We start from the raw sequence: 15,330 nt of genomic DNA, 5'->3' as shown, positions 1-15,330 counted from the left end.
CAGATAAAGAAAAAAGGACAGGCTCTTTCGAGCCCGTCCTTCATCATCTTTATACAAATCGATAGGAAACGCGGATTTTAAAGTTCTGTTTGCCTGCACTTGCAGCCAGCGGAACCGCTGCCTGCAATGTTACGGTGACGAAGTTACCGCCTGAATCCGTTTGATTGCCGTTATTATTTATTCCGAGAATCTCTTTTGCACTAGGTGTTACAGGCGTAATTGTCGCACCTGCGTTATTCTTATCAGTCGACTTCGTAGTACCGATCGGCTTGCTTCCTGAGCGGCCAATTTTGGATGTATCTGCTTGGAGATCCGACTCTGCCAATGTATCAACTTGTGCATGGAACCAATCATCTCTTACAACCTCTACTATTTTCCCTTGTTTGTCGCCTGTACCGCCATCCATATCCCGTGTCGTGATATGGCAGTCTTCCATCTTGGATACATCTGTAGCCCCGCCTCGGTTATTCCAAATATTGAACGTAAAGGGGGGACCCCAATCCCCTGCATCAACCACTCCAAAGTCGAAGGGTGCCACAATTTCACTTGCATGATTAAAATCGTACCATTTAATAATCGGTGCTGTTGCCATTTGAATCAAACTCCTTACTGTGTAATTTTTATAATAACTTCAATTGTAATATCTTGGACATCTCCGCCAAGCTGGAGAATTTCCAAGCGAAAAATATCGTCTTTCGCCACATTTGCAACATCAACTTTCCTCAATCCATCGTCGAAGTGTTCTCCCTTGCGAAATACAATATTTCTAGAGAGTACATCCGACCAATTGAGCATGTCTCTACTCTTCTGCAGCGAAATCTCGGTACTTACCTTCGAATCTGCACTGCCTATCACTCCTCGAACATTGACAATCTCCCCTTTGAAGGGAAATCTAGCATGAATATGCTGAACGCCAATATCCGGGAACTGAGGAATTACAAAAGTAATGACTCTCTCTTTAAGTCGATCGTCATAGGAATTTAGCTTCGCCCAATCCTCCTTGGACATCAGCCCATTAACCCCTTTATTGGCTAACGGAATGTTGCCCCCGAGCAAATCGATAGCGACCCAAGACTTTCCATCCCAGCGGTATCGAATCCCGGAGTCGTACACTTGAACGGTCCAACCAATTTTCGGATACGGATAATTACTAAAAATTTGTTGATACGTTTTTACATATGGCAAGAAGACGAGTCGCGTCGTTTCATAAGCATCATAAGCCATGTCTGTCGCTATTTTTGATTCTTCAGTACTTTTTTCAGCATTTGTAGTGGCGACATCGGATGTAATGATCGTCTGCAGCAATTCGTCTCTGAGCTTCTCATAGTCCTCTGTTTTGGCATTTACATCTTTAATTTTCACATTTGCACGATCAATAATCGTCGCAAGGGACTCGACAACATCATTCATCTCATCCTGGTGATAAATTCGACTAGACGGATATTGAATGAATCCTCTTCCCTTATAGGATACGCTGACGGCATTCGATTCTTGGGATTCATGCAATTCGATGACACCCGTTGAATAATTGACACTGAATTCATTTGGCTTAATCGCCTTTTTCGGCGATCCTTCATAGTTAACTTCCATTAATCCAGCTATTTTCACCCGTGTGAAACGATCCGGTATTTCCGCAAGAATTACCTTATGATTCAGCACTTTCAAATATTCGGCTCTATCGATATAAGGATCTTCATTCGTTCCTTGACGCCATACGATATGTATCGGATCCAGGTATCCATAGTGATTATACGGCATGTATTTTCACCTCCTTTAATTGATATGCACATTGCTGCTCCCTTCTGCGATGGTCGTTGTAGTACGGGCATGCGTAGTCACAGAAGATCCTGCAGTAGCCACTTGTCTCCCGTTGACGTAAACGGTACTTGAGCCGCCCGTGATATGACCTGTTCCTCCTTCGTCGGAATAATCCAACTTCCAACCACCAAGTGAATATGACTCTGTTTCCGTAACAGAGTCACCAGTGCATGCGACTGGTCTTCCATTTACAAATACATTAGAGACACGATCACTATTAATCACTCCGCTTATATATGCGTCTGTATAATCTGTCTCCCTTACCTCATTATATTTAGCACATGAGCCATCTTCTCTTTCCCGAAGACAAGTATTACCTTCCACATAACGATATTTTCTTACGTGATTACTTGCAACAGAAGGGTTCGTCCTTGCGCCTTTATAAGCCATTTCTGCCATTTGATTCACCCCAAACTAAGAATGAATAAGGTACTGATCGCAACAATTAGTTCAAATCTATTCTTCCTGCATTCAATGAAATCTTATTTGGTGTCATCATAATCTTGCTTCCGCCACACTCTAGCACAATTTGAGTATCAGACTTTACTTTAATACTTCCTTGTTCAGCTTCTATGACAATTGCATCAATCTGCCTATTCAATAGCTGAATCATTCTTTTATTGCCGATGTCGGTAGAGCCTTCAAAGTAAAATCCCTCTGAGGTTTTCTTAATAATACCTTGATTGCCTCGTCCGGTTCCTTGACCCCAAATCATTTCAGGATAACTATGGCCATCATTTCCTTTATTTAGCTGTAGCACAAATTTCTCTACATCATCCTTTGCTGAATTACCTGTGAGCAATTTTATGAAATTACTTCGTACATAAACATAGTCTTGCTTCAGTCCCGGAGTTTCTAATGTTTTCAAGTTATTAACTAATAAATCAGAAATGTATCCGTTAGTTTCTTCATCAAATACTAGTTCTTTATCCATATCCGGTTCGATAATCAGCTTTCTTGCTCGCAAGGTACCATCGGGATTAACCCAGAACCGCTTCTTCTCATCCACATCGATGGCGATACCTTCGGTTGCATTTAAACGTATTTCTTCACCGTGGGCACCTATAATTTTGATCCCCTCTTTAGCACTTAAGCTAATCTTTTCGCCGAGATCGCCATCGTGAATATGCAATGCTTTTGTATTCAGCTCAACGGCAAATAGCTTGCCATCCTGATCCACATAGAACCGTTTGTCCCAATTTGGACTTGATCCCGAGCCGATGTTCTTCTCGATCTTGATCCCCTCTGTGGCGTTCAAGACGGTTCGATACATCTTATCTCCTCGAGTTACAACAATACCGTTATTCGCGTCAATAACCGTGTTATTATAATTTCTCCCTAACTGCAAGGAACTCTTTTCCAAGAAGTCGGCCAGAACAACCCTGCCATATTCGTATTCTTGATAGAAGCTTTCCCACTTCTCATGGAACTCCGTGCGCGTTGAACCGAGATCATGGATGAGATGCGTCGTCGTGTTCATGTTTGCAAAAATCGGCTGCATATAACTTTTCAATTGATTATAGCTATCCTCCAGCTCGTTGCCGGCCGCTACGAGCTTACTTTGAGCCTCATCCAGTTCCGCATAGGAAGATTCCCTGTCATTATATATAGTCATTGCATACCGATTAATTTGCGATTTTAGTTCATTGTATTGCTTCGTCACGATTTTAAACTGATTGGCGAGCGTAATTTTCTCGGGTGATACAATAACATCATCCAATATGATGGAATCTAGTACGGTAAAATCAAGATTCAAGGCATCCGCATCCAGCAGCACATTGCCGACTTTCGTCTCGATCCGCAGCCGCTTCGCCACTAAATCCTCCGCGATCAAGGTGCCGTCTGTATACTCCGAGCTGCCTACCGCCGCGTATACTTTATTGGTCCATTTGTTCTTCTCCCATTTTTGCAGGGCCAATCCATTGGTCGCATTCAGGACGGCCCGGTACTTGCCGTCACTCCGGAGCGCAATGAATCCGTATTCCCCAATCACAACATTGTTGTAGAATTTGCCCATATTGAGCCCGGAATAGAACTGCGCATCTTCAATTTCGTTTCTCAGATTTTTCTCTTCGTCATAATACGTCTTAAATGCAAGAATAAATTCCGAACGATCCGCGATTTCGCTCGTTTTTTCGGTCAATGGATCGTGAATAGCGATGTTCAGCGGATCTACGGAAGTAATTTTAATATATTGGGACATATATTCTATAAGCTTCCGATAAGCTTGCGTCAGCGGCTCCGTAGAGTACCGATCCTTAGTGCTTGGCTCCTTCGTGAAGAATTGGGCATTCATATTAAAATCATCATCGCGCTGAGAGCGCTTATACTCTTCTGCTTGCTCCAGCATGCGATGATATCCCGCTTCCACCTTGTACAATTCCGTAATGATCTGCATCTTCTCAATAGAAGTCAGCTTATTATCCATGACGATTGTCTTAAAATCACCGATATTGAAATAGTTTGACTCCGCATCTATGATCTTCTTCCCAATGTCATTGAACACTTTAATGTTCTTGGCGACCAGACCATGTGTGTAAAGCGTGCCGTCACGTTGATCAGCCCACATTACTTTTTCCCATCCATCAGGCCGCTTGCTGTTCGCTTTATCGATGACGAAGCCTTCCTTGTCCGTTACCTTGACGCGCGTAATATCGTTGAAAGACATGAGGCCGAATGCATCCGGATTTTCTTCGACAAGTCCCAGCTTCATGACCAGCTTGCCATGCCGATCGAATATTTCTCCCTTGGAGCCCTGGAACTTCAGAACCCCGCTCTCATCTTCAATGGCCAAGTTAACGCCCATGATCACTTTCCCGTATATCCGCTCGCCAACGATACCATCAGCCGTCAGAGCATGCTTCCACGTGTTGCCGCCATCATTCGTAATGGCGATCATCGAATTCAATCCAACCAAATAATGAAGCGGGTTCTTCGGATCCCGAATAATTAAGCCTCTGTCCGACAGCTCTACCACCTGGTCTTTGGCCCCGATAATCGCGTTTTTGTTCGCATCCCAACTGTTGTTAATAATCTCGTTGATTGCGCCGTTATTTTGCATGGACAAATCCCATTTCCACGAGTCGATCGATACTTGGGTAGACGTATTATAGGACTTGTACAGCATTTCAATAAATTTATCTTTGTTGGCATACATGTCCTTCATGTTGCTGATCGTAAGATTGATGCCTTTATCTTCGAAGTTATATTCAATCTCGGTAATTTTCGCTTTATACCGAAGACTGATTCGCTCATGCTCAATGCCGATCGTATCCCCGAGCCCTAATTTGTCCCAATTCCGTTGCTCCGTCACCATCGACAGGAAATTGACCAGGTCGACCTTTAACGTAATCTTCTGCTGCTTCAGCTCATCAAATGCCTTCAATCCTTCTTTTAATAAATCTTTCGGATCCTCGATATTGGGGTTTTGCCACTCTTTTTCAATGACGTACTGATTACGTTCGTGCAGCAGTTCCTTTGTAAAGTTGTTGCGAATATCGAGCCGCAGCTTCAAGCCATTGATAAGGTTCATGATTTCTTGATGCTGCTGTTCGATTTGGGTGACTTCCGCTTCTTTGCGGCTGATTTCGGTTTCCTTGGCCTTGATTTCAATGAGCTTCGCATCCAATTCATTTCGGAGAGAATCCAGATCGCTCAGCAGCAAGGTGTAATCCTGGAAGGTATTGTCCGCATGATCGATTTCGTCGCTCAGTTTCGCGATCCGCGTGTTCAACGTATCCCGCTCGTCTAACAGCATTTTCAACTGCGTGTTCAGTTGCTGCAATTCCTCATTCTTAATATGAAGAATGGAATTGTTCGCTTCGCGCTTGGCAACCAACTCGGTAAAAGCGTCCCGGTTCTCCTGTAGCAACTCCTCATACTCCAATAAGGCATGGCAAAGCGCATCCGTCATATACTCACTATGGAACAACACGGTATGCTCTTTGGACATGAACTCTACATACTCTACTTCGAAGGGCTGATTCATGCTGATCAAGCCATAGGCGCCTTGTGAATATGCCGAATCATGGCCTGATAGGACAAGTCTGTTATCAATCCAAACTTTAATTTCTTCATTATAGACTTCGACTGCCATCCGATAGTGCACGTCCGTGCTCCAACCGTCAACCTCATCCGTCAAGGCAAGCAGAATATCGTTCCCGTTCTCCCGTTTGTATAGTCGCAGCTTTTCCTTGCCCCAGCCGACACCACCTTGAATTTTGCCGGACTCCCAGCCAATCCAGTAATAATTGCGATCATCCTGGTATCTGACAAAGAAGCCCATGACATTGTCCCCGCCGGTCGCGTTCAACGTGGCAGATAGTTTGTAATTTTGGCTTCCGAATGCACTGGAATTCACGATCGTAGAAAGCTGCTGGAGATTAGAGGTGGAAATAAGCTTCCCATTAAGGACACTCCATTCTGCATCATAATGCTTCCAGTTCGCTTTCATGTCAGGGCCGTAATAAAATTGTTGGCTATAGTTTCTGTCTTCCTTGTACGGATAAATAAAATAATGAAAGTCTTCCACAAAGGACGTGCCCGTTGGATTGATTTCACGAATCGTTATGTCTTCTTTGCCGTACATCTTCAACCGCGTTACAATCTCTTCGGCATTATCCTCCTGGTTAACAGACTCCAAGTATTTGCCGTATTTAATCGAGAATCCTTTATCAAGCCCAATAAGATCCGGCTTTTTCAGGCTTACAGTTCTATGGAGCGTATCCCATACGACCACAGCATTAAAGGTTTTGGCAATATCAAATATGACCTCCAGCACGGTATTGGACGATACTTCGAGCCCTCTTCGCTTCAGCTCGAATTCGGAATCGACGTAACCGACCTGCCATATGGATTCAATCAGCACATCCTTCATAAGCTCCGTGGCGGTCTTCGACACGGCCTTATAATCCCGAATGATTTTATCGTTCAATTCATATCCCAATGACAAGGTTGATACCGACACGCTCTCTCCGTCGTCGCCGGCCCGCTTCCCGATCTGGTTCACAATAAAATATTCTTCGTAGGAGCCAAGAACGAGCTTTATCAGATATCTTCCTTTAATCAGCTCAAAGTTCTTATTGCGCGCTACGATATGGTGCTTGTCCAAATAAGCAGGGAAATCAAATGTAAGCTCATTAAGCGCGCCGAGCTTCAAATTAAATACGATATTATGCGCTTCTGCCAATTTGGATATCCCCTCTTTATTCGGCTTGCACAAAAACAGTTGGGGCGTAATAGGCTTTTTGGCAAAATCGATATCTCCTAAACGTAACATCCGTCGTTCACCTCCCGAATTATCCCTGTAAGGTTATATATTCATGTCTAATCGTCAGTTCAAATCCGCCTTCGCCGGTCAGCAGATTTTCCCCGACCTCCAGCTCGAGAAATACGTTATTATGCTTATCGTAGCGGTATATGAGCGGCAAGTCGGACACAATATCTTCATTCTCGCAATCGATGTATACCTGCTCATTGTCGTTCAAATCCGCCAATATTAGTGTCTGTCCGTTCGTTTCGTTCGTAAGCTTAATCGTGCCGGCGCCATTGCGCTTCGTTATCCACAGTTCCGGTTTGCAGGAGACGTCTCCCGTATTATTTAACAGGTATGACCCTAGCAGGGAGAACGAAATGCCGCGAAATTCGGGGCTTTTTATACCTTCATTCCGCAGCACAACTTTATATTGCAGGGAACATTGTTCCATATCATAGTAACTGTCTCCGAACAAATCCTTCGCATCGAAAGCGGATTCGTTCATTTTGATCCACTCCGTCCAGTTCGTTGAATCATAGGACAGTCTTATGAATACATCGACCGTTCCATCATGGCGCTCATATTGAACCTTCAAATCTTGAATATACGTTTCGTAATGAGAACCGACATCGAACACTTGCGAAACATAAACACCCTTCGGTATATATAAATCAAGCCAACTGGTCATTTCCTAACCTCCTTCGATATAAAAATATAAGCTGCCCGAAGGCAGCTTATGCTTATTTAACCTATGACCGTAACCCGATATTGATTGACGGCAGGTACGGATGGAAATGTTAAAATAACACTATTCTCATCTATCATATTCATTTGGGCCTCTATCGCCGCAAACGGAGATTCCGCCTCCCGTACCATGACAACTACATCTTGCGTATTCAGTTGATGCTTGATTGTATAGGTCGTGGAAAGACCGTCTCCGAGCGTTTTGGAATATTTCCCGGTTGCCCCGAGGTTTCGTCTTGCTCCGTCAGCGTCTGTAGCTCCGGTACCTCCATGAGCCAGCTCGACAGTGTCTGCTTCCCATTTCCCCTTTTTAAGGGTGCCTACTGTCTCAATCGTGGCTTCTCCCTTATAATTACCAATCGTACCGAACGGCACGAATTCGCAGCTGGCGCCCATCTCTTTCCATTGAACGGTCTTATGCACATACCAGTGCACGCTGCCGTCGACAATGGTCGAACCGCTAATATTGCCCCAGGCAGGTTCTACGGAATCCGAAGCGCCTTCAATAATGCATTTATAGTAATAGCTCATATCACCATTCGTAGCAACGACAATTTCATCTAGCTTATAATGGTAAGATGGCTTCCATGCCGTATGTCCGTACAGATCATATACCAGACTTCCTGGTGTAGTCGGGAATGTTGGCTGCTTCATTCCGCTTGTACCGCCAATGATGCATTCATAATAATGGCCATTATCCGGAGAGGCTTTCACCTTGTTGCCTGCCGCATAGGAATACTGCTTCTGCCATGAGGGCGCAAATACGCCTTCCCGCACATTTACCCAACCTGCGAAATCGCCGCGCGATGCATTCTTATTCCAAAACTTCTTCCCTGCATGAAAAAACTCACCCATCTCGGGGTGAGTTGCTGCGTCGGATATTAGCTCTTCAAAATGATTATCGATCACTTGGAAATTTTCGGCCAACCATGCGATAGTTTGATCGACCTGATCCGATACTTGCGGCTTTTTTAACCCCATCTTCTTCGTCTGTATCATCATAGATCACTCCATTTCATTCCTGTATATTGTAGCCATGTCGTGCTTCCGCTCTTGACCTGCAAAGCTCCGTTGACGATTTCGATATTTTGCTGTGTACCCATCCCATTAGTAAAAGTGTTTTCCTGGATCGTTTTTGTCAGTTTTGTGCCGTCGAACATCATCTTTTCCTTCAAAGTCTTGGGCGTATAGGAGTATGGACCATCGCATCTCATCTTCAAGGTAATGTAGCCTTGCTTCAATCCATTATGAATGAGATTCACGTCTCCATCCGGCATGCAATAAAATACCCGGTTCGGATTATCGACGGTATAGAACGGTTTATAATAAGTCTGCGACAGCCAGCGGGCAACCTCCCGGATACGCCGTTCGTCATAATGGAATTCAAAGGCGAATGTGAGATTAAATTCGAGCGGGCTTAATTCGATGGCCTGAAAATATGGTTTATGTCTACCGCTTACTTTTTTCTCGACAATGCTTCTTGACGGCAGCAAGCTCTCCTCGAACATGCCTCCGTCTAGTCTGCAATTCAATAATCCCATATCGACGGAATAGATGCCGTCATAATAAAAATGTACGCCTTCCAGCATTAAAATCTCCCCCCTCTAGTACGCTTCAGTTTGTTCACGATTTCCGTTGCCACGATATCTGCCGTATTTCGGTCTGCATTTCCATTCACATTGACCTCAATGTTATATTCATGCTGTTCATTGGCTGGAGCGGGCATGACAGTCGGAATTGATGCCGGCATGAAGTTAGAAATAGGGAAGCTTGGCACAGCGGAGCGAATCTGATCGACGATGCGAGCCGTGTCCAAAATGTGCTTCGTCTGCTCAGCGTTCAATACGAGCTCCTTTTTATCCAATAGCGCTAATTTGCCGAAATTTCCGTTCCAATCTCCCGTATAACCACCTGTATCGAATTGGTACAGAGGCTTTCCGTCCTTATACCATGTTCCGTACTTATATACTGCACCTATTTCTTTCCCAAGCTTTTGGTTCTCTTCCTCTAATTTTTTTCTTTCCTTTTCATCAGTGGTCAGTTTCCACTTCTTACTGTTGGATATCATTTCAGTGATTTTGTCTTTTGTGGATAGTAAGCTGTTACTTGGGAGGCCTGCAGTAGGTTTATAATTGCCATCGAGGTTTTGGGGCTTCGTATCGTTGACGACCGATCCCATGGAACCGAGCTTTGAATTGTCTAATTTTTTGAGTTCGTCAATTGCTTCCTTTACTTTATCGGTGAAATTCGTCGTAATCGAATCTCCTAGTATATCGAATTTGGAATCGACTTCCCCCGACCAAGTGTTGACGGTTTCAAGCATTTCATTGAAGTTGCCTTCATATACTTGCTTGCGCATTTCAGCAAATTTTTGTTCGTTGTTCAGTTCATTTTCCCAGAACTTTTGCCGTTCCTCCGCTTTCTTTTCCAACAATTCGACCGTGTTGTTGTATTCCTCTTCCATCTTTTCTTTTTTGCTTTCCAGCTTTTCTTGCTCCGAGCTCAGCTCGTCCTCCAGGTTATTCTTTCGGAGCTCGATTTCCCGATTATGCTGGTATTCGGACAACTCCTGTTCTTTCTCGTTCAATTGCTTGATCAAGTCGGCTTTTTGACTTTTCGCTTCATAGGAATCATCCATGGACAACAAGTCGATTTGTTTTTTGAGATCGGTAATTTCTTCTTGTTTTTTGGATAAATCATTCTCATAGGTTCGCGTGGATTCCGTGCGATCAAGCATCTGCATTTGTTGATCGTACGCATCCTGCAACGCCTTGAGTTCTTTATCGATTTGCTTCATTCGATTCTCATGAACCTTTTTATCTCTTTCGATCTTGTCTTTGTAATGTTCCTCGTCCGCTTTTTTCATGAGTTCGAGTTTTTCTTTGTACAGCTCGACATATTGATCGGCTGCTTTTTCGTAAATGTCTTTTACGCTGCCATTAAGATCCTTAACCGACCGTTCTGTATCCTGCAGCTTATCCTCTTGTTTCTCGATTTCATCGGTCAAACGTTCCACGATATCTTTGTTGTTTTTATTTAACTCCAACTGCGACTTAAGGAATTTAATATTGTTTTTAATATCATTGGCCTCACCCTTGCGCAAGCCAGCGATTTGTTGCAAATATCCGATATGCTTCGCATAATCCCCATCTTCTTTATCCACGTCATAGCGAATATTATCCTCTAGTTGCTGAATGCTTTTGGCATATTTTTTGCTCTCGTCGTTCATGCGGTACAGATGCTTGTCGATGACGGAGTTGGCAATATCAGTATTGATTTGGTTTATTTCCGCATCTTTTTGCAAAATATCATTTTTGCTCTTGCGGATATTTTCCTCTATATCTTTCTTGTCTATCGGGTTTAAATCTTTGTTTTGCAGTTGTTTTTGATAATATGCCAATTCTTCCTCATGAAGCTTTTTCTGAACTCCCAATAGTCTGGCTTTTTCAGCGGCATGATCCCGGTATCCTTGCGTGGTTCGATCGTAGAGATTCATTGCATAGTCTTGATATGCAATGTCATCGGTCAATTCTTCTCTTTTGATGTTATATAGGGAAGCCGTTGCGTCGACTAACTTGCGACTTAAATTGTTGATATTTGATTCCATTTCGGACGATTGAGATTTCAAATCATTGAGCCTATCTTTCGCTTGGGTCACCTCTTGCTCAATTTCCGCTGCAATCGCTTGTTTCGTTTTATTTGCATTTTTATCTTTATCGACGGTCATATAGCCGGTTTTCTTGATTTGTTTTTGCTTGATTTGTTCGTTTAAAGAGCTAATTTCATCATCAATCGCTTTTTTCTTTTCTCCAGACAATCTAATCTCATCGCTAAGCGCCTTTCGGTGCTCGTAAGACCACGTACTATACTTTTCCTGAATTCTTTGTTGTTCTTCAATTGATCGGTTGAGTTTATCAATGCTTTCCTTGTATTTATCTACCACATAGATTGCATCTTGAAGTTCGGGTTTCGGGTTAGAAGAATGAGAACTCCCCCCAGAAGAACTACCACTGGAAGCTTGTACTTTTTTAGCAGCTGCTTTTTCCTTTAACTCTTTAAATTTTTCTTTATATCCATAATATTCGTGCTTTATATGACGATTATAACCGGCTTGTGTAAGCTCTTTTGCTGCATTTATTTCATCGATAGTAGTCGTGTAAATTCCTTTTTTTCGATTGCTCTCTATTTCATCATTTTTCTTTTTTGCGTCGTCATAAATCTTATCTACATCAACATCGTATAAATTTCGAGCATCCATTAACAATTCGAGAGCATCAATTTCGTTTTCGATTGCTTCAATTGTATCGACTGCTTTGTCCTTAGCAGCAATGCCTTGTTTCTTCTTCTTATCGATATCATCTTGAAATTCTTTTTCTCTTTGCTGCATTAAATCTTTTAAACCATCTGCAGTAAGTTGAATGTTCCCATTTTCAATATATATTGCATCATTTAAGGAAGGATACGTACTTAGCAATTCAGTAATCGAATCTTTAGATAGCTTTTGGCCATCTGCTAATTTATGATAAGCAGAACGGAGATTTTCAATCTCTTTCGCATTTTTCGGATCAATTTTCATTCTCGTGCTATTTATTTCTTTGGCTGCTTTTTGATGTCCGACTCTTATGTCATTGAATAATTTGAGGAACGGATTATTAACCGGATTTTTGCTCAATTTTTCTTTTATATTATCTATAACATCAAGCATATTATTAGCCTGTTCTGGTTTTACGTTCATTAAATCATCTATAGATATTTTGTTACTTTGAATTGCCCCCATTATTTCATTAATAAACGAAGGGATCTTTTGAGCAGCATCTTTTGTGTTTTCACCGAAATCATCTATATTTTCCGTAAATATTTGCTTTATGGATTCTATAAATAAAAACTTATTTGAACCTACAGGTATATTGCTTGAGTTAATATAATTCTGAAAGGCTAAGTTAATAGATTCATTGAATTCGGTAGAACCATGAATGACACTGTCCTTCAAGTTTTGATTTTCTACTTCATATTTTTCTTTTTCAGCGATAATATCATTTATAAACTTATCAAAATTTGCTAAGGCTGCACTTCTATCGGGTGATCGTTGAAAGCTATTTATTAGAATAGTATAGAACGGATCAACGTCTAGAGCTTTATCTTTTGGTAAGGCATCAAAAATTGGATTCATTTTATTTGTGAAAGCTTCTTTTATACCCTCAATATCATCAAATTTGATGTCTTTAATGTCCGTTTCGATAAACATTCTTGCTCTTTTTGCAAAGTCGAGCCGCGTATCTTGGAAGTCAATTTGTTTTTTGTTATTTCTGATTTTCTTAATATTTTGATCTACTTCTCCAAAACCGCCATCTAACTTTAACTTCAACTCTTCTTTATTATTTTTTAGTTCTCTTTGCTCTTCTTCTACTCGAAGCCTCTTTATTTCATCCGCACTTTTTGCTACAGCATTCCCATATTCATCATAGTGGGATATAAGTTCGGGCATCTTCGTTTTCATTTGCTCAATAATACCTAAATACTTTTCCTCTTCCTCTATTGTTCGGCTTTTACCTTTAAGTTGCAAATTCTCAAAGGTATCAACATCCATATTCTTTCCATCAAAAATGCTGTCATAGTCTTCTTTAAACTTTTTAATTCTTTTGGTATCGTCATCGAGGAATTTTAATCTTTCTTTTCGATCTTTCTCTGGTTTGTTGATAATATCAAATACGCCTTGAATTACTTCCCCAACCAGCATAAGTGCACCCGCATATGGAACAAATCTCGCTATACCTTTTCCTATTTTGAGGAATAAAGCCAATAGCCCTTCCCCGCCTGTCAATAGCCCTTTTAAGGGACCAGCAAACCCAGCGAAAACGGTTGCAATAGGAAGAGAGCCCAATGTTTCCGATACTTTTGTAAGAAATTCTACTACTGTTGTTAACCCAGAAACAATGCCTTTAATGGCTTCTGAATTGCTGAACGTATTCCAAAATTCAGAAAGAGAAGTTTGCAGCTTCCCGATTCGCGCCTCGAAGCTATCCGAATGTTTATTGAATGCTTGAGCCGCCGATCCGGCCGAACTCATAGCTGTTTCGGTTGCTCCCTTGGCCTTGCTCCAATTCTCAATGATGGAGGATACGATCTCGCTCTGATCCCCGCCAATTTTGCTGGAAACGTCCACTTTCTCTTCCTTCGACAATTTATCCCATACCTGAGAGAGACTTTGAAAGATTTCATAGGTAGACTTAAAGGTCGTTTGATCCTCTTTCATTAGATTCAGAGCACCGCTGCCCATCAACTTGTATTTCTCATTGAGAGACGCGAATGTTTTTTCGATTTGCGGAACGGCGCCCCTTACTTTTTCGCCGCTCTCAGAGAGCCCCTGCAATCTCATGGCAATGGTTTTTAATCCTTCTCCGGCTTTTTCCGGATCTTTCAGATCAATATTCGCGGCTGTGATCATACCGATTGATTGCTGAACCGTATTTCCGGCCTTTTTCAGATCAGAAGAGGAGTCCTTCAACGCGCTGCCCAAGCCTTCTGACGTGATGGAGTAATTATTCTTAACCGCCGTAAACATATCAACAACGCTGCGAACATTGTTCCCGTACTTATCAACTTCGATATCGAAGCCGCGCAATACAGCTATGATGCTCGCGCTCGCGTCTCCAATGCCCATACCGCCTACCTTGGACAGCAGCATACTATTTTCACTTAGCGCCGTTGACTGTTCCAAACTGTAGCCCAGCTTTTGGAACTCTGTGGTTGCTCTTACTACGGAAGCTGAAGCAACACCCATTTCTTTGCTGATTCCGAAGGCACGGTCTTTAAACGCATCCAGTTCTTGCGAGCTTGCCCCGGACGTGCTCTTCAGGTCAATCATGGCCCTATCGAGTTCAACGACTTGCTCAAGTCCCTTCTTCATCTGATCGCCGAACTTGAACGAAAATTCAAATGACTCGGACGCGCGTTGCCATGACGGAATACCATTCATTGCAGCAGCCAGCTTATCTGGAATTGATTCTTCCTTTTTTGCTTTACTATCCGAAGAAGATGCCTTTATCCCCGTACCTTGCACACTAGCTTCATTTTTCTCGTTAACCACCATAGCGGGTTGGTTTTGAGCAGCTGTTGATTGCATTTTCAGCAACTGAGCATATGCCCCCACTAACTCATCCGTTTGGCGCTTGGCTTCTTTTTGCTGTCTTACGAATTCCTTTCCTACTTTCGCAACATCGATTTTAGACAGTTCCTTGATCGATCTTTTTAACTTATTGATTTCTTCGCCAGCCTTGCCAAGCCCATAATCGATATCGATCTTGCCAATCGAGGCGATTAATTTTTGTATGCTATTTACTTCGCGAATAACACTATCTTTGTTCTGGATAATAAATTCCAGCTTGAATTTATACTTTTTGCTTATGTTCGCGATCAGTTTTTTTATATCTTTTTCAGCATTTTTCATGTCTACGCCTAATAAAATTGACTGATCATTCGTCATCATCTAACACCCCTTTTCAGTACATAAAAGA

Annotated in this window: 8 protein-coding genes; all 8 read right to left on the bottom strand. The window is 42.3% G+C overall.

What is annotated here, in order from left to right; all coding sequences use genetic code 11:
- Positions 1-49 precede the first annotated feature (49 nt).
- Genes BP95_RS0106785 through BP95_RS0106750 form a run of 8 tightly spaced genes read right to left on the bottom strand, consistent with a single transcriptional unit; the run spans position 50 to position 15,302 of the window.
- Complete coding sequence (locus BP95_RS0106785) at positions 50-592, bottom strand: hypothetical protein (RefSeq protein WP_021257620.1); 543 nt, start codon at positions 590-592, stop codon at positions 50-52.
- Between the two features lie 14 nt (positions 593-606).
- On the bottom strand, positions 607-1,758 hold the full coding sequence (locus BP95_RS0106780) for a hypothetical protein (protein WP_028531732.1): 1,152 nt from the start codon (positions 1,756-1,758) through the stop codon (positions 607-609).
- A 15-nt stretch (positions 1,759-1,773) separates the two neighbouring features.
- Positions 1,774-2,217 (bottom strand): PAAR domain-containing protein, encoded by a 444-nt coding sequence (locus BP95_RS0106775; RefSeq protein ID WP_028531731.1) that lies wholly within the window; start codon positions 2,215-2,217, stop codon positions 1,774-1,776.
- A 46-nt stretch (positions 2,218-2,263) separates the two neighbouring features.
- Positions 2,264-7,096, bottom strand: a complete 4,833-nt coding sequence (locus tag BP95_RS0106770; protein ID WP_028531730.1) for a phage tail spike protein — start codon at positions 7,094-7,096, stop codon at positions 2,264-2,266.
- A 19-nt stretch (positions 7,097-7,115) separates the two neighbouring features.
- Complete coding sequence (locus BP95_RS33770; protein WP_028531729.1) at positions 7,116-7,760, bottom strand: phage distal tail protein; 645 nt, start codon at positions 7,758-7,760, stop codon at positions 7,116-7,118.
- Positions 7,761-7,816: 56 nt separating this feature from the next.
- Positions 7,817-8,818, bottom strand: a complete 1,002-nt coding sequence (locus BP95_RS31810) for a hypothetical protein (protein WP_139170626.1) — start codon at positions 8,816-8,818, stop codon at positions 7,817-7,819.
- The gene (locus BP95_RS0106755; protein ID WP_028531727.1) at positions 8,815-9,405 is read right to left on the bottom strand and encodes a phage tail domain-containing protein; all 591 of its coding nucleotides are present in this window, start codon (positions 9,403-9,405) and stop codon (positions 8,815-8,817) included. Before BP95_RS0106755 ends, BP95_RS31810 begins: the two co-directional genes overlap by 4 nt.
- Complete coding sequence (locus BP95_RS0106750; RefSeq protein WP_081819820.1) at positions 9,405-15,302, bottom strand: phage tail tape measure protein; 5,898 nt, start codon at positions 15,300-15,302, stop codon at positions 9,405-9,407. Before BP95_RS0106750 ends, BP95_RS0106755 begins: the two co-directional genes overlap by 1 nt.
- Positions 15,303-15,330: the final 28 nt, after the last annotated feature.

The sequence above is a fragment of the Paenibacillus sp. UNC217MF genome (assembly GCF_000686865.1).
Classification (GTDB): Bacteria; Bacillota; Bacilli; order Paenibacillales; family Paenibacillaceae; genus Paenibacillus_B; species Paenibacillus_B suaedae.
Note: the sequence above shows the minus strand (reverse complement) of the source record. Positions and strands in the feature narration are given on the sequence as shown.

Bases quoted from the DNA above. Each gene is read 5' to 3' on its own strand.
- BP95_RS0106785 (WP_021257620.1), bottom strand. From the start codon at position 592: ATGGCAACAGCACCGATTATTAAATGGTACGATTTTAATCATGCAAGT.
- BP95_RS0106780 (WP_028531732.1), bottom strand. From the start codon at position 1,758: ATGCCGTATAATCACTATGGATACCTGGATCCGATACATATCGTATGG.
- BP95_RS0106775 (WP_028531731.1), bottom strand. From the start codon at position 2,217: ATGGCAGAAATGGCTTATAAAGGCGCAAGGACGAACCCTTCTGTTGCA.
- BP95_RS0106770 (WP_028531730.1), bottom strand. From the start codon at position 7,096: ATGTTACGTTTAGGAGATATCGATTTTGCCAAAAAGCCTATTACGCCC.
- BP95_RS33770 (WP_028531729.1), bottom strand. From the start codon at position 7,760: ATGACCAGTTGGCTTGATTTATATATACCGAAGGGTGTTTATGTTTCG.
- BP95_RS31810 (WP_139170626.1), bottom strand. From the start codon at position 8,818: ATGATGATACAGACGAAGAAGATGGGGTTAAAAAAGCCGCAAGTATCG.
- BP95_RS0106755 (WP_028531727.1), bottom strand. From the start codon at position 9,405: ATGCTGGAAGGCGTACATTTTTATTATGACGGCATCTATTCCGTCGAT.
- BP95_RS0106750 (WP_081819820.1), bottom strand. From the start codon at position 15,302: ATGATGACGAATGATCAGTCAATTTTATTAGGCGTAGACATGAAAAAT.